Source organism: Streptomyces sp. RB17, from assembly GCF_009604455.1.
In the GTDB taxonomy this organism is placed as follows: domain Bacteria; phylum Actinomycetota; class Actinomycetes; order Streptomycetales; family Streptomycetaceae; genus Streptomyces.
This window is the reverse complement of sequence record NZ_WEGL01000027.1, coordinates 1-21,205: the sequence shown is the minus strand read 5'-3', so window position 1 is coordinate 21,205 and position 21,205 is coordinate 1. Positions and strand designations below refer to the sequence as shown.

At 68.2% G+C, this 21,205-nt stretch carries 18 protein-coding genes and 1 pseudogene; 10 read left to right on the top strand and 9 right to left on the bottom strand.

The annotated features are described in order from the left end of the window. Positions 1 to 17: 17 nt before the first annotated feature. The 5 genes from SRB17_RS44170 (at position 18) to SRB17_RS44150 (ending at position 6,656) form a co-directional block, all read left to right on the top strand. Complete coding sequence (locus SRB17_RS44170; RefSeq protein ID WP_153547729.1) at positions 18 to 1,406, top strand: ABC transporter substrate-binding protein; 1,389 nt, start codon at positions 18 to 20, stop codon at positions 1,404 to 1,406. 28 nt (positions 1,407 to 1,434) lie between these two features. Next, positions 1,435 to 2,436, top strand: a complete 1,002-nt coding sequence (locus SRB17_RS44165; protein WP_323377600.1) for a sugar ABC transporter permease — start codon at positions 1,435 to 1,437, stop codon at positions 2,434 to 2,436. Next, a complete protein-coding gene (locus SRB17_RS44160; protein WP_153547727.1) occupies positions 2,433 to 3,353 on the top strand; it encodes a carbohydrate ABC transporter permease in 921 nt (306 codons plus the stop codon). Before SRB17_RS44165 ends, SRB17_RS44160 begins: the two co-directional genes overlap by 4 nt. Before the next feature lie 58 nt (positions 3,354 to 3,411). Beyond that, entirely contained in the window at positions 3,412 to 5,463 is a 2,052-nt protein-coding gene (locus tag SRB17_RS44155; RefSeq protein ID WP_323377599.1) for a glycoside hydrolase family 2 protein, read from the top strand. Between the two features lie 173 nt (positions 5,464 to 5,636). Continuing rightward, positions 5,637 to 6,656: a LacI family DNA-binding transcriptional regulator gene (locus SRB17_RS44150; RefSeq protein WP_153547725.1), complete on the top strand. Its 1,020-nt coding sequence runs from the start codon at positions 5,637 to 5,639 to the stop codon at positions 6,654 to 6,656. 427 nt (positions 6,657 to 7,083) lie between these two features. Here SRB17_RS44150 and SRB17_RS44145 read toward each other — a convergent pair whose 3' ends face one another. The 7 genes from SRB17_RS44145 to SRB17_RS44115 all read right to left on the bottom strand — a co-directional run bounded on the left by SRB17_RS44145 (position 7,084) and on the right by SRB17_RS44115 (position 14,027). Beyond that, complete coding sequence (locus SRB17_RS44145; protein WP_153547723.1) at positions 7,084 to 7,320, bottom strand: hypothetical protein; 237 nt, start codon at positions 7,318 to 7,320, stop codon at positions 7,084 to 7,086. Positions 7,321 to 7,415: 95 nt separating this feature from the next. Beyond that, positions 7,416 to 7,604: a hypothetical protein gene (locus tag SRB17_RS44140; protein WP_153547721.1), complete on the bottom strand. Its 189-nt coding sequence runs from the start codon at positions 7,602 to 7,604 to the stop codon at positions 7,416 to 7,418. Positions 7,605 to 8,451: 847 nt separating this feature from the next. Beyond that, a complete protein-coding gene (locus SRB17_RS44135) occupies positions 8,452 to 9,102 on the bottom strand; it encodes a chorismate mutase (RefSeq protein WP_228396681.1) in 651 nt (216 codons plus the stop codon). Between the two features lie 47 nt (positions 9,103 to 9,149). Then, positions 9,150 to 10,526 (bottom strand): FAD-binding oxidoreductase, encoded by a 1,377-nt coding sequence (locus SRB17_RS44130; protein WP_153547719.1) that lies wholly within the window; start codon positions 10,524 to 10,526, stop codon positions 9,150 to 9,152. Positions 10,527 to 10,793: 267 nt separating this feature from the next. Further along, a complete protein-coding gene (locus SRB17_RS44125; RefSeq protein ID WP_153547742.1) occupies positions 10,794 to 12,332 on the bottom strand; it encodes an MFS transporter in 1,539 nt (512 codons plus the stop codon). 438 nt (positions 12,333 to 12,770) lie between these two features. Further along, on the bottom strand, positions 12,771 to 13,265 hold the full coding sequence (locus SRB17_RS44120; RefSeq protein ID WP_323377598.1) for a MarR family transcriptional regulator: 495 nt from the start codon (positions 13,263 to 13,265) through the stop codon (positions 12,771 to 12,773). 453 nt (positions 13,266 to 13,718) lie between these two features. Beyond that, the gene (locus SRB17_RS44115; protein WP_153547715.1) at positions 13,719 to 14,027 is read right to left on the bottom strand and encodes a DUF4265 domain-containing protein; all 309 of its coding nucleotides are present in this window, start codon (positions 14,025 to 14,027) and stop codon (positions 13,719 to 13,721) included. Between the two features lie 99 nt (positions 14,028 to 14,126). Between SRB17_RS44115 and SRB17_RS47315 the strand changes: the two are divergent. The 5 genes and pseudogenes from SRB17_RS47315 to SRB17_RS44095 form a co-directional block, all read left to right on the top strand. Beyond that, a pseudogene (locus SRB17_RS47315) lies at positions 14,127 to 14,450 on the top strand (hypothetical protein); the annotation flags it as partial. Positions 14,451 to 14,597: 147 nt separating this feature from the next. Further along, a complete protein-coding gene (locus SRB17_RS44110) occupies positions 14,598 to 15,179 on the top strand; it encodes a hypothetical protein (RefSeq protein ID WP_323377597.1) in 582 nt (193 codons plus the stop codon). A gap of 84 nt (positions 15,180 to 15,263) precedes the next feature. Further along, a complete protein-coding gene (locus tag SRB17_RS44105) occupies positions 15,264 to 16,910 on the top strand; it encodes a molybdopterin-dependent oxidoreductase (protein WP_153547713.1) in 1,647 nt (548 codons plus the stop codon). A 320-nt stretch (positions 16,911 to 17,230) separates the two neighbouring features. Then, positions 17,231 to 17,791 (top strand): hypothetical protein, encoded by a 561-nt coding sequence (locus SRB17_RS44100; RefSeq protein ID WP_153547711.1) that lies wholly within the window; start codon positions 17,231 to 17,233, stop codon positions 17,789 to 17,791. Positions 17,792 to 17,954: 163 nt separating this feature from the next. Beyond that, a complete protein-coding gene (locus SRB17_RS44095; protein ID WP_323377596.1) occupies positions 17,955 to 19,178 on the top strand; it encodes an ISAs1 family transposase in 1,224 nt (407 codons plus the stop codon). Here the strand turns inward: SRB17_RS44095 and SRB17_RS44090 are convergent, their stop codons facing one another. Then, positions 19,179 to 19,715, bottom strand: coding sequence for an ATP-binding protein (locus tag SRB17_RS44090; protein ID WP_323377595.1), 537 nt, complete (start codon positions 19,713 to 19,715; stop codon positions 19,179 to 19,181). Position 19,716: 1 nt separating this feature from the next. Next, entirely contained in the window at positions 19,717 to 20,988 is a 1,272-nt protein-coding gene (gene istA / locus SRB17_RS44085; protein WP_416237148.1) for an IS21 family transposase, read from the bottom strand. Positions 20,989 to 21,205: the final 217 nt, after the last annotated feature.

The window sequence follows — 21,205 nt, the reverse complement described above, 5'->3', positions numbered from 1 at the left end:
CTCAGGTGACACGATCGATGTCCGAGTACTCCACGAACAGAGACCGCTTCCGTAGCAGATCCCGCCGGTGGGCGGTGGCGACAGGCGCGGCCGCCCTGACGACCGCCCTTCTCGCAGCGTGCGGCAGCAGCGACACCGCGACACCGGGTGTGACCAGCAGCACGTCAGGCGGATCCGGCGGCGCGGGCTGCCGGTCGGGCGCGACCTCCCTCACTTTCTGGGGCTGGTCGGCCGGCTACGACCTGGTGGTCAGGAAGTTCAACCAGACCCACCCGGACATCTGCGTCAAGCTGGAGAACGCCGGCGCCGCCAACGACGACTACGTCAAGCTCAGCGACGCACTCAAGGCGCACTCCGGTACCCCCGACATCGCCCAGGTCGAGTATTTCGAACTGCCGTCGTTCGAGATCACCAAGAGCCTGGTGGACCTGACCCCCTACGGCGTCGGCGACGCGAAGCAGAACGAGACCCCAGCCGCCTGGTCCGCGGTCACCCAGGGCTCGGCGCAGTACGCGATGCCGGTCGACCTCGGCCCGCTGGCGCTCTACTACGACTCCGCCGTCTTCACCCGGCACAAGATCGCGGTGCCGGCCACCTGGAGCCAGTTCGCCGTCGCGGCCGACACCCTGCACGCGGCCGACCCCAAGGCCGCGATCACCAACTTCGACCCGGTCGACGCTCAGCCGGTGCTCGCGATGATGCAGCAGTACGGCGCTTTCCCGTTTACGTACAGCGGTGGCGACACGCTCGGCATCAACTTCACCGGGGCCGCGCAGACCGCCTTCGCCACCTTCTGGCAGGGCTTGATCGACAAGAAGGAGGTCACCACCGCGGCCGACTTCTCGCCCGCGCAGTGGGCGAACCTCGACAGCGGCGCCAATGCGGCCCGGATCAGCCCGGCCTGGGGCCCGGTCGGCATGCAGGGCAGCATCAAGAAGACCATCGGCTCGTGGCAGGCGGCCCCCGTACCGCAGCAGGCGGGCCAGGGCGCCGACGGCAACTGGGGCGGCTCCACGCTCGCCGTGGTCAAGGGCACGGCGCACGCCAAGGAGGCCGCGGAGTTCGCGAAGTGGTTCGGCGGTTCGGCCGACGCCTGGCAGATCCTCAGCGGCGATGTCGCCGGCGCGTTCCCCGGCTACCTGCCGCTGCTGAACTCGCCAGCCTTCCAGGGCAAGACGCTGCCGATCTCCGGCACCAGCCAGCCCAACAAGGTCTTCGCCAAGGCAGCTCAGAACCTCCGGCCCATCCAGTGGCCGCCGATCATGACCGCGGCGCTCACTCAGTGGACCTCCACCTTCGCCGGGGTCACCAAGGGCACCGAGACCCTGCCCGAGGCGTTCAGGACCTTCCAGCGGCAGATGGTCTCGTACGCCAAGGCCCAGGGCTTCACGGTCACCGAGGGCTGAGAGCGCGAGGCACGAGAGGTAGAGCTACGTGAACCACACCAGTGCGCACCGCACTTCACCGCCCGGCACGCCGGACAGCGGCAGCACCGCCGCGGCCGCCACTCTCACCGAGGACCGTCCCGGCACCGGACCCGCGGCCGCCCCGCCGCGGCGCGCCCGGCGCCGCCGCGAGTGGCCCGGCGCGGTGTTCATCACCCCTCACATGCTGGCCCTGGCCATGTTCATGCTGGTGCCGACGGTGTACGCGGTCTACGACAGCATGCGCACCACCCGCCTCATCGGCGGCACCCACTACTCCGGCTTCGCCAACTACCGTACGGTGCTGCACTCCCCGGAGTTCTGGGACGGCGTCCGCCGCGTCCTGGTCTTCACCGCGATCCAGGTACCGCTGACCATCGCGCTGGCGTTCTTCTTCGCCGCGGTCTTCGACGCCGGGGTGGTCAGGTACGGCCGCTTCTTCCGCACGGTGTTCTTCATGCCCTTCGCCGTACCGGGAGTCGTGGCGGCCGTGATGTGGTCCTTCCTGCTGCTGCCGGACTTCGGCCCCTACACCAAGGTGATGCACGGCCTCGGCTTCGGGCACGTGGACTTCTTCTCCTCCCGTCTGATCCTGCCGACGATCGTCGTCATCGTGATCTGGGAGTGGACCGGCTACAACGTGACCATCCTCTACACCTCGCTCAAGTCCATACCGCAGCACGTCACCGAGGCCGCCATCCTCGACGGCGCGAAGCTGAGCACGATCAGCCTCAGGCTGAAGCTGCCCATGGTCCGCCCGACCATCGTCATGCTGTTCTTCCTCAACACCGTCGGCGCGTTGCAGCTGTTCACCGAACCCTCCATCCTCGCCGCCTTCCAGCCGCAGGCCGTGTCGTACGGCTTCACCCCCAGCCTGTACGTCTACAACACCGCGGTCGGCAGCGGCGACTACAACCTCGGCGCCGCCGCTGCCGTCGTGCTCGCCCTGATCATCGGCGCCCTGTCGCTGGCCGCGTTCGCGGTACGCAAGCGCGGGGAGGAGTTCGCATGAGCCGCCGCACCCGCGCCGCGCACCGGCCACACAGGACCGACGCCGTGCCGATCCACCTCTACGGTCTGCGCCGCGGCACCGTCTCCGTACTGACCCTGGTCTGCGCCGCGTTCGCGCTGTTCATCCTGGCTCCGGTGGCCTGGCTGGCGATCAACGCGACCAAGACGCAGGCCAATGTCTACGGCACGTCCGGCTTCTGGTTCGCCCGTCCCTTCCACCTGGTCCAGAACTTGTCCGCGCTCGGCCGCAACGTCAGCGGCGCGGGCGTCTACCTGCAGTGGCTGGGCAACACCATGTTCTACGCGGGCAGCGCCGCCGTCGGCGCGACGATCCTGTCGGCCCTGGCCGGCTACGGATTCGCGCGCTTCCGCTTCCGCGCCGCCAACGCCCTGTTCTACCTGGTCATGTCGACGCTGCTGGTGCCCATCACCTCGGTCGCGCTACCGCTGTTCCTGGTGTACGCCAAGGTGGGTCTGGTGAACTCGGTGTGGGGCATGATCCTGCCGAGCATGGTCTCGCCGGTCGGCATCTACCTGATGCGGACCTACATCGACGCCTCCGTGCCCCGTGACCTGATCGACGCCGCGCGCATGGACGGCGCAGGCGAACTGCGGATCTTCGTGCGCATCGTGCTGCCGCTGACCGTTCCGGGTCTGGTCACGGTGCTGCTGCTCACGGTCGTGGCGGTCTGGAACAACTACTTCCTCCCGCTGATCATCTTCAGCCGCAACCGGTTCTACCCGCTCACCGTCGGCCTGTCCTCCCTGTCCCACGCCGCCGAGACCGGCTCGAAGGCGGAACTGGTGCCCGTGCTCATCGCGGGCGGCCTGGTGACGATCCTGCCGCTGATCGTGCTGTTCCTGTTCCTGGAGAAGTACTTCAGGGGCGGCGCGCTCCAAGGCAGCACCACCGGCTGAATCGCCCGCCCGCACCCCCGGCGCCTCACCGCAGCACCACCCCCTTTGGAGAAGAAGAGTGTCCTCGGTCCGTCCCGAATACCCCCGCCCCCATTTCGACCGCTCACATGCCTGGCTGACCCTCAACGGCAGTTGGGACTTCGCCGCCGACCCGAACGGGACCGCGACCGCGCCGGACATGGCGGCGCGGGAGCTGTGGCCGCAGACGGTCACCGTGCCCTTCGCCTGGGAGACCGAGGCGTCCGGGGTGGCCGCGCACTGGCTGGAGTACGGCTGGTACCGGCGCACCCTCACCGTCCCTCCCGGATGGCGGGGACTGCGTGTGGTGCTGCACTTCGGCGCCGTCCACCACCGCGCCCGGGTGTGGGTGGACGGCGTGGAGGTCGGTGAACACGAAGGCGGTTACACCCCCTTCGAGTTCGACATCACCGACGTCCTGGCCGGCCGCACCGAGGCCACCGTCCTGGTTCGGGTGCGGGCGCCCCTCAACAAGCGCGAGATCGTCCACGGCAAGCAGCGCAGCATCCCCCGCGACGACTACGACGACTGCGCTTTCACCCCGACCAGCGGCATCTGGCAGCCGGTGTCGCTGGAGGCCAGGCCCGCCACCTATGTGTCGGCGTTCGCCCTGGCCCCCGGCGAGAGCCTCGACACCATCGTCGCGGACATCGGCGTCACCGGCCCCCACGCCGGGCAGGCGCGGCTGACCGTCCAGGCGACCGGCGGCGAACCCGTCAGGACGGCCGTGACGACGGACGGCCTGGTACGCGTCACCCTGCCGGTCACCGCGCCGCGCCTGTGGTCGCCGGCCGAACCGCACCTGTACGAGGTCACCGTGACCCTGGACTCCGCGAACGGCACCGACCAGGTCCGTGGCTCCACCGGCCTGCGCCGGATCGAGACCCGCGGCGACCAACTGCTCCTCAACGGGGAGCGGCTGTACGTCCGCGGGGTGCTCGACCAGGGCTACTGGCCGCACACCGGGCTGACCGCGCCCCATGACCAGGCGTTCGTCACCGATCTGGAACTCGCCAGGGAGTCCGGCTTCAACCTGGTACGCAAGCACCTGAAGCTGGAGGACCCCAGGTTCCTGCATCACGCTGACCGGCTGGGAATGCTGGTGTGGGCCGAGCCCGCCTCCACCGGCACGTTCACGGCCGCGGCGGCGTCCCGCTTCGAGGCGCAGATCGCACCCATGGTCGCGCGCGACGGCAACCACCCCAGCGTCGTCATCTGGGGCCTGTACAACGAGGAGTGGGGACTGGACTGGGACGTGCCCGGGGACCCCGCCAAGCAGGAGGCGGTCCGCCGTGCGTACGATCTGCTGAAGGGCCTGGACGCGACCCGGCCCGTGGTGGACAACTCCGGCTGGACCCACGTCGCCACCGACCTGGTGGACTGGCACATCTACGACGAGACCCCGGCCGGGTGGTCCGCAAAGGTCCGTCCGCTGCTCGCCGAGCAGGCCACCGGCTTCCCAGTCGGCCTCGGAGGCGGGAACGTCGTGCGCAAGCTGGTCATGGCCGACGGCGGGCCCGTCCCGGCCGTCCCCAACCTCAACAGCGAGTACGGCGGCGGCAAGACCAGCGTCGAGCGCGGCTGGAACCAGCGCTGGCAAACCCAGGAACTGCGTCGCCACGACGTGCTGTCCGGCTATGTGTGGACCGAGCTGTACGACGTCGAGCACGAGTTCGCCGGCATCTACGCCTTCGACCGCACGCTCAAGGACAGCGGAGTCAGCCCGGCCGCTGCCGCCCACGCCGACACCGTACTGGTGGTGGAGCTCGAACCGCTCGCCCCCGGCCGCGATCTCCTGACCGACGACGACCGCAAAGTCGCCTTCGACGTCAGGATCTCCCACCACGGCCCGGCCCCGGAGCAGATCGTGGTCGCCGCCGTGTGGGGTCCGGCCCTAGGCCCCGCCGAGGGCCTGGCAACGGCTCCCGAGCAGGGCTCCCTCACCGTAGAGCCATACCGGCTGAGCGAGCCGGTGCGTATCTGCGAAAGCCTCCCAGACGGCGCCGTCGCGTCACGTCTGCACCTCCTGGCCCTGAGTGCCTCTCGCGGCCAGGTGCTTGGCAGCACGTGCGTGGACGTGGCCGTCCGGTGAGAAAAGCGGCGCCGCGGACCGAGAGCCAGCCGCGGCGCCGCCACCCCGGAACGGACGCATCCGCTTCCCCGTTCACCCATCGAAGCTGCATCGTTGCAATAAGCTCACTACAATATCGCCCCCAAGTCCTCCCCCCGCCATCGTTCGCCGCACCCCGCCCGAAGGGACCCGCCATGGCTACCGCACGACTGCGTGATGTCGCCGAACGCGCGGGGGTGTCGATCCGTACGGTGTCCAACGTCGTGAACGGATACGCGCACGTGGCCGCGGAGACCCGGCAGCGGGTGGAGAAGGCGGTGGCCGAACTCGGGTACCGGCCCAACCTGCTGGCCCGCAACCTCAAGCGCGGCCGGACCGGGATGCTCGCGCTGGTCGTGCCCGAGCTGGACGTGCCCTACTTCTCGGAGCTGGCACGCGCGGTGATCGCCGAGGCCCGGCAGTACGGCTACACCGTGGTGATCGACCAGACGGATGGCGAGCCGGACCGGGAGCGGGAACTGATCATGGGCGGCGCGAGCGCCGCCCGCTTCGACGGAGTGATCCTCAGCCCGCTCTCCCTGTCGCAGGCCGACCTCGCCCAGCGGGTCGGCTCCGACCCGCTGGTGCTGCTCGGTGAGCGGATCGCCGAGAGCCCGTACGACCATGTGGCCATCGACAACGTCGCAGCCGCCTTCAGCGCGACCGAGCACCTGTTCGACCTCGGCCGGACCAGGATCGCCGCGGTGGGCGACCAACCCTACGACACAGGGGAGACCGCCCAACTGCGCACCCGCGGCTACCGCGACGCGCACGCGGCCCGCGGCGTACCCGTCGACGAGTCCCTGATCGTGGCCACCCACCGCTTCCACCTCTCCGACGGCGCCGAGGCCATGGCCGCACTGCTCGACCACACCGACGGGCCGCCGGAGGCCGTGTTCTGCTACAACGACCTGCTCGCCCTCGGCGCCATCCGCACCCTGCTCACCCGCGGCCTGCGCGTGCCCGAGGACGTGGCCGTCGTCGGCTTCGACGACATCGAGGCGGGCCGCTACAACACCCCGACCCTGACCACGATCTCCCCGGACAAGACCCAGATCGCCCAACTCGCCGTGGAGCGCATCACCAGGCGGCTCGACGACGCGCTCGAGGACCCGCCGGTCGAGCTGTGGGCCCCGCACCAACTAGTGGTGCGGGAGAGCACGGTAGGGCACTGATGGGGGCGCCGGACAGCCACGGTGGAACCTGTCCTTCGTCGTGACTGCCGCCCCAGGACTCCGCCGTTCTCGCGGTCGACCCGACAGAGCCGGTATGGGCCTGATACCCCAACTCGGCCGTGATGGTGATGGATCGGCAGGTAGACGCGCAGGCACGGCTCCCGATGATCACGGAGTGTCGGTCGAGTTCGCTGATCACCACAACAGAAGACCGTGCCTGCCGCGTCAACATCGCCCATCCCCGCCGGACTGGGCGAACTCCCCAGATCCGATCCGGCCCGCCCCGATGAACTGCCTGACCTGCTGGGCCGGCCGCGCCGCATGCCCGACCCCCGCCGGCTGAGGGGCCGGCGCCACCCGCTGTCGTACGTCCTGGCCCTGGCCTGTACTACTTCCGAAACTCAGTCACCAGGTCCCACCTGGTGGTTCACGCTGCGGCTTCGTACTCGTTGATCAGCCCACCGAGAACGGGTATCCGGCGGGTGCGCCCCGCCCAGACCGGGAACGGGATCACGTTCGGGTCGTCGACGGGGACGCGCAGGCTCAGTCCGGCGCCTTGATGGCTGCGCCCGCCGTTGTAATGAGCGACGTAGTGGTCAAGGACCGTGCGCAGGCGGCACTCGGCGCGGACGGTGCGCACGAACCGCTCGGCGATCGTGTTCATCCGCGGTGCTTGGGGAGCCGTGAGCAGCACGTCGATCCCGCTCGCGGCGAGTACGGCGTCGAAGGCCTCGGCGAACTTGGCGTCACGGTCCCGGATCAGACGGCGGAACCGGTGCCGGGTCTGCTCGGATCGGCGGTGAAGTCCCGGGCCAGCTGCGTGGCCCAGGCGCAGGTCGGGTACCGGGTCACGCCCAGCAGGTGGACCCGGCGGGTGCGGTGCTCGATGACGAACGCCACGTACAGCCGAGTCAGGAAGAGCGCGCAGTCCACGTGGAAGAAGTCCATCACCAGGATCGACTCGGAGTGGGCCTGAAGAAACGTGAGCCACCGGTCGTCGCGTGCGGATCGGCGGCGGGATTCGGCGACCGCGCAGGATTCTTCGGATCGTGCCCGCCCCGAGGCGATGCCCCAGGCGGCGCAGCTCGCCCTGGATCCGGACCACGCCCCAGGTCCGATTCTCGGTGGCGAGGCGGACGATCAGCTGTACGAGTTCGTCGTCGAGCGGTGGACGTCCCGGTGACCGAGGCTGGGTCCACTTCTTGGCGACCATGCGGCGGTGCCACCGCAGCAGCGTGCTTGGGGTGACGATCCGGTGCAGCCTCAACGCTTTCGGCAGCATCCTGGACAACGCCGCGAACACAGCCCGGTCGGTCCATTCGAGCCGCGGCTTCGGGTTGGCACGCCGCAAGACCGCGAGTGCTTCGGCGCTGGTCATCGGGATTCCTCCGTGGATAGCCCCGCCTTCGGGCGGGGGAGGAAACGGACTCCTGCGGAGCAGGGCAGGGAAAGCCGGTTCGCCGCCAGGGCGGATCGGCGTCCACCGCCAACGACCCGCAGGAAACGGGTAGTTTGCAGGCCGTCCGGCCGACGGTAACCAAGCCGGCCGGGCCTACCGCCTAGCTGGCGGGATGTCAGGTCTGTGGAGCCGGCGTAAGACTGCTGGGCGTACCCACGTCCCTTGCCGTTAGTTCGGGGCAGCTGCTGTCTGAGAAGCAGAAAGCTCAACCCGCGAGGGAAGAATCCCCCTGCTTCAGCTGGGGGAGAAGTCAACTGGCGGCACATCATGGACGAGCCACGCTGCGGGCCGCTCCGCAGCGTGGCTCGTCCACGATGTGCTGTGTGTGAGGAATGCTCAGCCTTGCTGTCCGGTCGGCTCACTGGGGTAGCACACGGAGTCTGTTGCTGTCCTAAGCGCCTGGCGGTGGAGCGTGTCCAGGTGCTCCAGCGCTGCTCCCGTCACATCGGCCAGCGTGAGCTGCACCGAACAGGCGACGGGCTTGTCGCGCAGGTGCTCCGTGTTCTTAAGTTCTGCAAGCAGGGACGTGGTCAGCTGGTCGAGCCGGGTGCGGACCTGACCGAGGTCGGGGCGTGTCGTGGGGGCTTCTTCGGGGTGAGCGGTCCAGCGGGCGAACAGTCCGCGCTGCACGTCCTTGCTCGCGGTGATCTGGTCCTGGAAGAACGCCACTGCCGCATCCGAGTTCACTCCAGCGGCGTCGGCCTGCTGGCGGACCTGCTCCAGCACTTGCGCCTCGCGCACCGGGTCCTCGATGGGCGAGGCGGTGCCGAACTTGGACGCTGCCACGTCATCACTCACGCGGATGCGCTCGATGACAAGGCCCGTCAGAGGGCCGAGCTTGCCAAGAGGCTCTGCCGTCGTGCTGGTCGCGGGCTCGGCATTCGTGCCCGTACCTGCGGCCATGGCCTGCGGAGCAGCAAGCACTGTGGCCGCCAGCAGCAGGCCGACGGTTGCCGCGCCGTGAGTCGTCCGATTTCGCAGGTTCAATTCTCTGCCTCGTTCTGGATCTATGAAGGGGGTGAGTTGCGTGAGCTTTACGACGGGTCCGGAAGGGGGATCGCGCGGAAGACGTGATCCGGGTCGAAGCGCCGTTTGACTGCGAGCAGCCGCTCGGTGTTCGGACCGTAAGCGTGGGCGATCTGTGCGACCTCGTCCGGTCCGAGCAGGTTGGGGTAGCCGCCCGGCAGCGCGTCGGACTCAAGGGCACCGGCCACCTTGTCGGCCCAGGCACGGTGCTCCGCCGCACGGGAGGTGTCGTTGGGGTCCCACTGGGCGATGATCTCGATCATGAGGTGCGGGGTGCGGTTGCCGAACGCCGTGTCCGTTACGGGGACGCGCGCTGCGGCTCCGTGCAGGCTGTGCATGGATACGGCCGACAGGGGCGAGGTCAGCGTGGAGCCTGCGAGGATCAGCGTGTCACGCACGCCTGAGGTGAGTGACGGAACTGAACGAGGTCGGATCTTGACGTGCCGGCCGAAGGGGAACTGCGCGTCGATACCCGCGAGCATCTCGGGCGTGCTGGTGGGGGCGATCTGGGACACGAGGGGTGTGCCGAGGGAGTCGAGCCGTGCCAGCGCGCGTTCTCCCGCCGCGGTGTCGTCGCCGCTCCAGGTGGGCGAGAGGAACACTACGGGCTTGCCGTCGGGGCCGGCCAGGACACCGGACTGCACGGTCAGTTCGTCGGGGCTCTCGAGCAGAACATTCGACAGCCCGGCCAGTACGGTGTCCGCCTGCTCCCATGGGAACAGCACCAAGCCGGACAGCAGCGTGGGCACACGGTGCAGGCGCACGCGCACCGAGGTGACAACACCGAAGTTGCCGCCGCCGCCGCGCAGCGCCCAGAACAGGTCCGGTTCCCGTTCGGAGTCGGCGGTGACGACCGAGCCGTCGGCGAGCACTACTTCTGCGGACACCAGGTTGTCCAGAGCGAGGCCGAAGCGGCCGCTGAGCGGTCCGTAGCCGCCGCCGAGGGTCAGGCCCGTCATTCCCACGGCGCCTGCGGAGCCTGCCGCGACGGTAAGGCCGAAGAGCTGGGCAGCGGCGGCGACATCGGCGGCCGTGGCCCCTCCTGACACTTCGGCCACCTCGGCCACGGGGTCCACCGTCACCTGGCGCGTGCCGGAGAGGTCGATGGTCAGGCCGCCGTCGCTCAGTGACCTGCCGGCCCAGTCGTGGCCGCCGCCGCGCACTGTCAGAGGCACCCCGTTCTCCTGCGCGGCTAGTACAGCGGCTCGGGCGTCACTCGGGTCGGCGCACCGGACGATGATGCCGGGACGGGTGGAGACGGCACCGTTCCAGATGTTTCGGCCGGCGTCGTAGTCAGGCCCGGTGGTGACCACCTCTCCCGCCCGTACGGTCCGTCGCAGGGTGTCGGAGAGGCGGGCGATTTGCTGGTGGGTGGGCGGGTGCATGGCTCCTTCTTTCTCGGGTATCTGATCTGACACTGAAGCAGCTGACTCTTGTCAGCTACCGCTGGGCGACGTGGTCGGTCCGGTCGAGCGAGCCCGGCCGGCGGGGCGGCTATGCGGGAGACGCGTTTCATCGGGGCTTGACCCAGAGGAACGAACGTTCTGCCCCGCACACCATCGCAACTTTGCCGTGCAGTGTCAAGATCGAACGTTCTACTCCCCCCGGCTCCGGGCCGAGCCCCGGCTGACGCCTCAAAGACCCCCTGGCGGTCAGGACGTACGGTCTGCCTCTGCGGTCTGGGCCAGACCGCTGGACACGCGCAGCGGGACCTCCTTGATGAACAGGGTGACCAGGAAGGCGATCAGGGCGACCGGGGCGACGTACAGGAAGGTGTCGCCGATGCCGTGGCCGTAGGCGCTCTCAAGCCAGGTGCGGACGGGGGCGGGCAGCGTCGCAAGGTCGGGCAGTTGGCCGCTGCCGGACGCCTTCTCGGCCGTGGCCTGGTCCTGCGGGCTGAGCCGGGTGATCGTCGCGAGGGCGTGGTGGCCGATCCGGGTGCTGAGGATCGAGCCGAGCACCGAGACGCCCACCGCGCCGCCGAGTGAGCGGAAGAAGGTCACGGTGGAGGAAGCGGCACCGAGGTCGCCGGAGGACACCTGGTTCTGCGTGCACAGCACGAGGTTTTGCAGGGTCATCCCGACGCCGAGCCCCATCAGCGCCATGCAGTTGGCTACGTACGCGTACGGGGTGTCGTAGCGGAGCGCGCCGAGCAGAGCCAGGCCCGCCGTCAGCAGGACGCCGCCCGTCAGGAGCCAACCCTTCCACTTGCCGGTGCGGGTGATGATCCGGCCGGAGACGGTGGAGGAGACGAACAGGCCGGCGATGAACGGAATCGTCATGACTCCCGACATGGTGGGGGACTCACCCCGCGCCACCTGGAAGTACTGGCTGAAGAAGACGGTGCCCGCGAACAAGCCGATGCCGACGAACAAGGAGGCGAGGGAGGCGAGGGTGATGGTCCGGTTACGGAACAGCCGCAGCGGGATGATCGGTTCGCTGGCCTTCGTCTCGACGAACAGGAAGACCAGAGTCAGCACGATCGACGCTCCGACCGACGTGTACGTCTGCCAGGACAGCCAGTTGTACTTGTCGTCGGCGAAGGTGACCCAGACCAGCAGGGTGGAGACGGCTGCGGTCACGAAGAAGGCGCCGGCCCAGTCGACCTTGACCTGCCGTTTGGTCACCGGCAGGTTCAGTGTGCGCTGCAGCACGACCAGCGCGATGGCGGCGAAGGGGACTCCGACGAACAGGCACCAGCGCCAGCCGAGCCAACCCGTGTCGGTGATGACGCCGCCGAGCAGCGGGCCGCCGACGGTGGCGACGGCGAACGTGGCGCCGAGGTAGCCGGAGTAGCGGCCGCGTTCGCGAGGAGAGATCATCGCGGCCAGTACCACCTGTGACAGGGCGGACAGACCGCCGCCGCCCAGGCCCTGGATGACGCGGGCGGTGATCAGCGTGGCGGGGTTGTGTGCGAAACCCGCGACCAGGGAGCCGATGACGTAGATCATCAGCGACGACTGAATCAGGATCTTCTTGCTGAACAGGTCGGCGAGCTTGCCCCACAGGGGGGTCGAGGCGGTTACCGCGAGGAGCGACGAGGTGACGACCCAGGTGTAGGCGCTCTGGCCGCCGCCGAGATCGCTGATGATCCGCGGCAGCGCGTTGGTGACGACGGTCGAGGACAGGATGGCGCAGAACAGGCCGAGCAGCAGTCCCGACAGGGCGCGCATGATCTGCGCGTGGGTCATCGTTCCGTCGGCGCCTCCATCCGTGTTGAGGGCGGACGACTGCGCACCTGGGCTGGGAGTGCTTGCCATCGGGATTCCTCCGTGGATACCCCCGCCTTCAGGCGGGGGAGGAAACGGACTCCTGCGGAGCAGGGCAGGGCAAGCCGGTTCGCCGCCAGGGCGGATCGGCGTCCACCGCCAACGACCCGCAGGAGACGGGTAGTTTGTAGGCCGTCCGGCCGGCGATAACCAAGCCGGCCGGGCCTACCGCCTAGCTGGCGGGGTGTCAGGTCTGTGGAGCTGGCGTAAGACTCCTGGGCGTACCCACGTCCCTTGCCGTTAGTTCGGGGCAGCTGCTGTCTGAGAAGCAGAAAGCTCAACCCGCGAGGGAAGAATCCCCCTGCTTCAGCTGGGGGAGAAGTCAAGGAGTGCGGTTCCTTCTACCGGATGTGGTGGGTGTCAAGCGGCGGGGCTGTCGGCGCCGTAGGCATCCGCGGACCGTTCTGCGTAGGCGCACTGTCCGTCCCACGGATCGTCGAAGGCGGCGCGGAGCCGGGACAGCAGTGTGACGAGCTGGTGGACGTCCTCGTCGCTCCAGTCGCCCAGCCGTGCGGCGAGTTCTTTGGAGCGGCAGTCGGACAGTTCGGCGAACCGGGCGCGGCCCTTGGAGGTGAGGCGCACGATGCGTGAGCGTCGGTCGGCCGGGTCGGGCCTGCGGTCGGCCCAGCCCAGCATGGTGAGGTGGGCGACATAGCGGCTGGTGACCGAAATGTTGATTCCGAGCATTTCGGTGAGCTGGCCGATGCTCAGCGTGCCGTGTCGGCTGAGCAGTGTCAGCACCGTGGCGCATCCGGCGGAGCAACCGGGCGGAACGATCCGGCCCAGTTCTCGCCGTACGGCTCCTATGGCGCTCAGCTGGTGTGTCAGCTCCTCATGCAAAGCATTCGTGGCCACAGGTGTCTCCAAGGTCATTGCTTCAGGCAACTATATGGTTGTGCGAGCCGGATCTTGGCTCGTGGTCGTGGGGCGGCTGAGGCGGCGGGCATATCGCCGGGGTGCCCCGGCAGGTCGATGGAGGGGCACCGTCTTCCTGAGTTGGGCTCGTCCCATCAGGCTAGCAGCAACTGAGGTAGAACGTTCGGTCTTGACTGCGAAGTGGGGGAGCGCTTCTAATGTAGAAGACCGAACGTTCTCCTCGGGTGAGTGTGTCATGCGTACCCGGATACGCGTCGCGTCCTGCTCACCCGGGAGAGAGTGTCCACACGGCCCTGCGCATACCTCATGGCCACGGCATACCGCAGGGATCCAGCGATGTCACCCGACCGATAACCCAACGGAAAGGTCAGTATGTGAACCCTTGATCGCCCACGACCCGAAAGACGGAGGCTAACGGAATGATCTTTCGGGTCAGGAGTCGATCTCCCAGTAGAGGGCGTCGGCCTGGGCAAAGGGTTCCAGTACTTCGACGAAGGGTGTCTCACCCGAGCCAGGCGGGAAGTCAACGGCAAGATAGGCGCCCTGTAGCCACTCAAGTGGCAGGCCGGTGTCGACGGCCTTGCCGTGCAGGAGCTCGTGTACTTGGTCTTGGTCTGCGTGTTCCACCACGAGTGCGACGCGAAGGGCCCGGTGGCCGGACTTGTGCACGACCCTGGCCAGGCTGTCGATGGTCACCACGTCTCGGTAGCAGATTCCGTAGGTCAGGGGCGGACAGGCCACCTCGACCCTCCTCGGCGACCTGGCGGGTCCACAGCTGCTCGCGCCAGCCGTCCTGCCGGTCCGACAGCTCGGCGTGGATCATAGAGTTCGTGGTCCCCCGTCCGATCGGGAGGCGCGAACCTGCACTGGACGAACTCATCAAACGACAGAGCCCTGGCCACCGTGCTCTACCTGCGGAATCGCGGCCCCCGAGGCCTGCTCGCCCGGCTCTTCGGCGTCGAGGGCAGCACGCTCACCAGGGCCGTCCACCAAGTTCAGGCCCTCTGGGCCGAGCACGGCTGCACGATTCGGTCCCCAACAGCCAGGTTCCGCACGCCCACTGATGTCACGGCGCGACGGCCCTGTCGTCGGGCGCTGCTCCGGGGAGCGCCTGAAATAATAGAAATAAGAGAGAGAACGTTCTTTCTTGACATGCGTTGGTGAAGCCGTGATGCTGGACCAAGATAGAACGTTCAGTCTTAACCGGAGGCCTAGCGGCTCCTGTCGCTCGCCGGCATGCGGAGGAAGCCGATTGTGGCGCCGCCTGCTTAATCGCACTGTCCCTCTTCATCGCAGTCCGAAAGGATCATCGTGACCACCGTTGACTCGCCCGCCGTTGACTCACCTGCGGCCGCCGGCGGCTTTGCGTCGGCTCTGCGCCGGCTGTACCTCGTGCGGTTCGGGTTCGCCATCGTCTGGGCGGCCTTGCTGTTCGTCAACAAGTCCCACCTCGGGGCCCTTGGCATCACCCTGCTCGTTATTTACCCCCTGTTCGACGTCGCCGCGGCCGTCATCGACGCCCGCTCGTCCGGCGCCGCCGGACCGGTCCGCGGTCTGCAGACGAACATCGCGATCAGTACGATCGCCGCTATCGGCCTGGCCGTCGCCGGCGCCTCGGGAGTCCCGGCAGTCCTGCGCGCGTGGGGTGCCTGGGCGATCGTTTCCGGGGCTGTCCAGCTGATCGTGGGTCTCAGCCGCCGCAAGCGCCAGCTGGGTGGCCAGTGGCCGATGATGCTCAGCGGTGGCATTTCCGTACTGGCCGGGGCGCAGTTCATCATTGGGGCCTCCGCCTCGGATCCGAAGCTGACTAATGTGGGCGGCTACGCCATTCTCGGCGGGATCTTCTTCCTCGTCTCGGCGCTGCGTCTCGGCCGCGTCAACCAGGCGGATTGACGTGGGCGGCACGTCGTACGACGTCGTCTCCGCATCAGGGAGCCCGGCCCTCCCGGGCCGGGTTACCACCTTCACGGAGGATGCATGAGCGAGCAACAGCCTGGCGGCGGCCAGGACAGGGCCGCAGACAGGTCGGCGCCGGATCCGGGAGGAGAGGACGCGCAGCAGGAGCCGGGTTCCGCCCCAGCCAAGACGCGCTGGGCCGCTCGCGGTGGGCGGGTCGCGCGCGGGGCGCTCGTCGGGCTGGTGGCCGGCGGCGCGGGGCTGGCGGTCGGTGAACTGGTCGCGGTGGCTACGGGCGAGGCATCTGCGCCGGTGGCGGCAGCTGGGACCTGGGCGATCAGCATCACGCCGACGTGGCTTGAGCAGTTCGCGATTCGCAACTTCGGCAGCAACGACAAGACGGTGCTGCTGACCGGCGTCTATGTGACGGTGGCGGTGGGAGCGGCGGTCGTTGGGGTGCTTGCCCGAAGGCGGCTGAACACTGCGAGCATTCTGGCGGCGGTGTTCGGCGTGGTCGGCGCGATCGCCGCGGTCACCCGACCGGCTGCGCACACGAGTTGGCTGCTTCCCTCGCTGATCGCTGGACTCGCCGCGGCGTTGGTGCTGCGCTGGCTGACGATCTTGTCACGGAAGGAAGCGGAGCCTTCCGCCGAGCCGAGCGCGAGGCGCCGCTTCGTGCTCGGCACGCTGGGTACGGCCGCGGGCGCGCTGGTGGCCGGATACGGCGGCAACGCGTGGATCAAAAAGCGCTACAACGTTTCGGACGCGCGCGCGAAGGTGGTGCTGCCGACCCCGGCGAAGGTGCTGCCCGAACCGCCCGCCTCGGTGCACCCGGGCGTGCGCGGGCTGGGGCCGTTCTTCACTCCGACCTCTCAGTTCTACCGGGTGGACACGGCGCTCACCGTCCCTCGGGTGGACCCGAGGGACTGGAAGCTGAAGATTCACGGCATGGTGGACCGCCCGTTTGAGATCACCTTCGACGAGCTGCTCTCCTACAGGTTCGAGGAACACGACCTGACCTTGACCTGCGTGTCGAACCCGGTGGGCGGACCGTACGTCGGCAACGCGCGCTGGCTCGGCACGCCCTTGGCGCCGCTGCTGCGCCGCGCCGGCGTCCGCCGCGGGGCGGACATGATCTTGTCTAAGTCGGTCGACGGGATGACGATCGGTTCGCCGGTCGAAGCGGTGCTCGACGGTCGGCAGGCGATGCTGGCGGTCGCGATGAACGGTGAGGCGCTGCCGGAAAAGCATGGCTTCCCGTGCCGGATGCTCATCCCCGGCCTGTACGGATACGTGTCGGCCACCAAGTGGTTGACTGATCTGAACCTCACCACATTCGCCTCCTCCGACGCGTACTGGACGCCGCGCGGCTATTCGCCGCAAGCCCCGGTCAAGACCGCGTCCCGGATCGACGTGCCGAAGACCGGGGCGACGGTACCGGCCGGGACCGTGGTGCTCGCCGGCACGGCCTGGGCCACCCACCGTGGCCTGGCCGCGGTAGAAGTGCAGATCGACAACGGGGACTGGCGGGAGGCGACGCTGGCATCGTCGGACACCCCGGACACCTGGCGGCAATGGTCGTATGAGTGGGCGAACGCGCCCAAGGGCTCGCACAAGGTCAGGGTGCGCGCGACGGACGGCACCGGTGCCGTGCAGACTTCGGTTGTCCAGGACGTAGTGCCGAACGGCGCCACGGGCTACCACACCATCACCGTCACGGTTTCCTGACCGGCCGCGCGGCCGGCGTGTGATGTCACCGGGATCCGCCGCAGGGTGACTCGTCAGCTGCGCACAGCAGTTTCTCGACCGCCCGCGCTTCAGCGGCGCCATCACGGCAGCGGCCCGGGGCCCAGGCTCAGGAGCGGGCGACTGTGGCGCCGAGCAGACAAGATCGAAAGGCCCAGCGATCGGACGGCTGGCCTCCCGGCGTGGGAGATAGAATGTTCTGTCTTGACTGTCGCGCGGGGGCGCGCTAGATTCACACGTGTACTGAACGCTACATACGCAAATCAGCGAGTCGGTCTGCATCGCAATTACAGTAAGTAAGGATGGTCATGCTTCGTACGACTTCACTGCGAACACTTGGCTTCGGCCTCTCCCTCGCCGCCTTGGCGACGTTCGCCGCGGCATGCGACAGCTCTTCCAATGACTCGGCGGCCGCTGATACGAAGACGGCTTCAGCGGCGCCGAGTTCGGCCGGCTTGGGTTCGACGACGGCCTCAGCGACGCCGAACTCGGCCGGCACCGATTCGTTGGTGTTGAAGACCGCGAAGGGCAGCGCGGGCATCTGGCTCACCGACCCGGCTGGACGCACGCTGTATCTGAACACCAAGGACAAGAAGAAGTCCAACTGCTATGACACGTGCGCCAAGGAGTGGCCGCCGCTCACGACGACCAAGACGGTGACCGTGACCGGCAAGTACACCGTGCCGAGCAACGTGGGCACCATTACCCGGACCGACGGCACGAAGCAAGTCGCCTACGGAGGCCACCCGCTGTACTACTACAAGGGTGACACCGCTCCCAACCAGATCAAGGGTCAGGGCGTCGACGGCACATGGTTCCTCATCGGACCGATCGCCAACATCATGAACGGCAGCAAGCCGTAACAACAACGAGGCGAGTGCTGTCGCGGCGCCTTGAGCCAGGGCGGCTGCAAGTTCCGTGCTCGTGTGGTGAGTTCGGGTAGCGGTGGGCTGGGGTGGATAACGGTGCAGGCACGGGCTTCGTGATCATCGAGGTGTCTTAAGCCCGTTGATCACGAGGTGGCCCGTGCCTGCCGCTGTATCTTCTCCCATCCCCGCTGTCCTGCTGAAGCTGGGTCCGCTGGACCCGGACCAGGTCGCTGACCTGCGTCCCTACTTCGAGTCAGTGCCCGACCCCCGCTCGCGGCGGGGCCGGTGGTACTCGCTGACAGCGATCCTGCTGGTCTGCGCCTGTGCGGTCGTTTCGGGCGCGAGAAGCATCGATGAGCTGGCCGAGTGGGGCGTGAATGCCTCCAGCAGGCTCCTGATGATCCTCGGTGTCCGTCGTCATCTGCTCAGATGGCGGCGCGCTCCCTCGTCGGCCACGATCGGGCGAGTGCTGGGGGCGGTGGACGGTGACGCCCTGGACGAGGCGGTGGGCGCCTACCTCGCGGACCGGCACCGCAGTGCCGTCGAGGCCGACGCCCTGGCGTCGCGTCGCGTCATCGCCGTGGACGGCAAGGCACTCAAGGGCTCCGCCCGCCTGGACACGGCCCGCCGTCATCTGCTCTCAGCGGTCACCCACCATCCGGTCGTAACCCTTGCCCAAACAGAGGTCGGTGCGAAGACGAACGAGACCACGCACTTCAAGCCGCTGCTCGCGTCGCTGGACCTGGCCGGCGCTCTGCTGACCTTCGACGCCCTGCACTCGGTGAAGGCGAACATCACCTGGCTGGTCGAGACGAAGAAGGCGCATTACATCGCCGTGATCAAGACCAACCAGCCGACCGCGTACAGCCAGCTCTCGGCGTTGCCGTGGCGGGACATCGCCGTCCAGCACACCACCTCCGACACCGGACACGGCCGCCGCGAGTCCCGCTCGATCAAGACCTGCTCCATAGCGGACGGGCTCGGCGGGATCGCCTTCCCCCACGCGGCCCTGGCCATCCGTGTCCACCGCCGCCGAAAGCCCACCGGCGGACGCGAGACCCGGGAGAGCGTCTACGCCGTCACCAGCCTCGACGCCCATCAGACCTGCCCCGCCGATCTGGCCGCCGCGATCCGCGGGCACTGGGGAGTGGAAAATTCCTCCCACTACATCCGGGATGTCACGTTCGCCGAGGACGCCTCGACCGTTCACGTCGGGACCGCACCACGGGCCATGGCAGCCCTCCGCAACCTCGCCATCGGCGCCCTGAAAATCCTCGGGGCCGACAACATCGCCAAGACCACCCGGGCAATCCGAGTCAAGCCAGAACGAGCACTCCCCATCCTGGGCACCACCAACGACCAGGACACTCACGGAACTTGATCAAGCCCTGGTTTGGAGGCGGCCGGTGTGGTGGGCGGTGGCCAGTCGGTCGACCCACTCGGCGGCGGTCGCGAACGCGACGCGGTGGCCGGCCTGGCAGGCACGGACCGCGAGCCCGATCGCCAGGTGCGTCTTGCCCGTGCCCGGCGGGCCCAGGAAAATCGCGTTCTCTTTGCCGACGATGAAGTCCAACGTTCCCAGATGCGCGAGCTGTTCGCGCGTCATGCCGCGCAGATGGGTGACGTCCAGTTCCTCGATCGTCTTGATCGCGGGGAAGCGGGCTGAGCGGACGCGGGCCTCGCCGCCGTGGGACTCGCGGGCGGCGACCTCGCGCTGCAGGCAGGCGACCAGGAACTCGGCGTGAGTCCAGGATTCGCTCCGGGCGCGCCCGGCGAGGCGTTCGGCGGCGTCCAGCAGGGCCGGGGCTTTCATCGCACGGGAGTAGAAGGCCAGGTCGGAAGCGGTCTGCTCACCGGTCCGGCCGCTGCCGTTCTTCTCCCTGGCCGACATGGATGCCGTCGTGGTGGTGCGGGCCATGTCAGAACACCTCACCTTCGCTCTCGTCGCCACCGGTGCTGTCCTCGCGTGAGGTGAACACCTGGTCGTAGGTGTCCAGTTGGCGCTGTTCGACCTCGATGAGGTCACCGGTGGTGGCCGCCTGGCGGGCCTGGGAGGCGAGGTGGTGGCGGAAATCGCCGCGCAGGGCCTTCGCGGTGCGGGCGTGATCGGGATCGGTGATCGTCTGGTGCTTGGCCCAGCAGCGCGGATGGCGGGCCACGACGGCTCCGCCGGGAGGAAGTACGGCGATGACCTCGTCGGCGTCGGTGCTGACCTGGATCCGCTTGCCGATGGCCAGGGGATGGACGGAGTAGTCGACGGTGTCGACGCGGATGTAGTGGTCGCGGCCCAGTCGGGTGTGGAAGCGGAACCAGCGGGGCGGATCGACGGGCGGCAGCGTGAGCATGCTGGCCAGGTCGGCCTCCCACCGGTCGGTCGGGCGGGAGCCCAGGGTGCGGTGGATCCGCCGGTTGGCGGTGGTCAGCCAGGTGGCCAGCTGGGTGTTGAAATCAGTGGGTCCGCTGAAGGTGCGGCCGGGCAGGAAGCTCGTCTCGAGATACCCATTGGCCCGCTCGACCAGCCCTTTCGCTTCTGGATCCCGGGGGCGGCAGAGGAGGACCCTGGTCGCGAGCATCCCGGCGAACGCGGCGAAGTCGGCTGTGACCTTGCCCTGGCCGATACCGGCCTCGTTGTCCCACACCAGCATCCGCGGCACCGCACCCCACTGCTTGAGCAACTGCCAGTGACCGTCGATCAGGTCGCCCGTCATCCGGGTCGGCAGCATCCGCGCGGTGATGATCCGCGAGTAGCCCGAGACCATCACGAGCACGGGCGGTCGGCCTTGCTGCCCGTATCCGAGCGGGATGTCGACCGGCGGGAACCACAGGTCGCACTGGGCCAGCTCGCCGGGCCGGTATGTCGTGCGGGAGACCGGATCGACGGGAAGGTAGGCGGGCCGCAGCTCGCGGACGCGGTCTTTGAGGATCGTCATCCCTCGCTCCCAGCCGATCCGCTCCGCGATCACCGTTGTGGGCATGGTCGGGGTCTGTTTCAGCAGCTCACGAATCTGTGGCTCGACCATGTCGACCGCCGAGCCCTTCAGCGGCCTCGAGTACACCGGCGGCCGGTCGGTGGACAGCGCGCGCTTCACCGTGTTCTTTGAGATGCCCAGATGCCGGGCGATCGCCCTGATCGGCATCTGCTCGGCCCGGTGCAGCCTGCGGATCTCTGCCCAGTCCTCCACTTGGATCACCCTTTCCTCCCGATCTCCCATCAAGATCAGGTTGGTATGGATGCCACGAAGTGAGTCCGTTTTGATCCGCCGTCAGAGGGTCACGGTTCAGGTTCTGGCTCACTTTCCGTGCCAGCACCACGGACGGTCACCGAAACCACGATCATGAACGGCCGGCCGCCGCTTCGAGGAGAAGTCGTTTGCGGAGGAGGTCGAAGTTGGCGCGGCCGAACATCTG

Coding starts and splice junctions, on each gene's coding strand:
- SRB17_RS44145 (WP_153547723.1), bottom strand. CDS start 7,320: ATGAACACGATCGCCGAGCGGTTCGTGCGCACCGTCCGCGCCGAGTGC.
- SRB17_RS44090 (WP_323377595.1), bottom strand. CDS start 19,715: ATGGCCCGCACCACCACGACGGCATCCATGTCGGCCAGGGAGAAGAAC.
- SRB17_RS44105 (WP_153547713.1), top strand. CDS start 15,264: ATGAGCGAGCAACAGCCTGGCGGCGGCCAGGACAGGGCCGCAGACAGG.
- SRB17_RS44160 (WP_153547727.1), top strand. CDS start 2,433: ATGAGCCGCCGCACCCGCGCCGCGCACCGGCCACACAGGACCGACGCC.
- SRB17_RS44140 (WP_153547721.1), bottom strand. CDS start 7,604: ATGGACTTCTTCCACGTGGACTGCGCGCTCTTCCTGACTCGGCTGTAC.
- SRB17_RS44125 (WP_153547742.1), bottom strand. CDS start 12,332: ATGACCCACGCGCAGATCATGCGCGCCCTGTCGGGACTGCTGCTCGGC.
- SRB17_RS44170 (WP_153547729.1), top strand. CDS start 18: ATGTCCGAGTACTCCACGAACAGAGACCGCTTCCGTAGCAGATCCCGC.
- SRB17_RS44100 (WP_153547711.1), top strand. CDS start 17,231: ATGGTCATGCTTCGTACGACTTCACTGCGAACACTTGGCTTCGGCCTC.
- SRB17_RS44130 (WP_153547719.1), bottom strand. CDS start 10,526: ATGCACCCGCCCACCCACCAGCAAATCGCCCGCCTCTCCGACACCCTG.
- SRB17_RS44150 (WP_153547725.1), top strand. CDS start 5,637: ATGGCTACCGCACGACTGCGTGATGTCGCCGAACGCGCGGGGGTGTCG.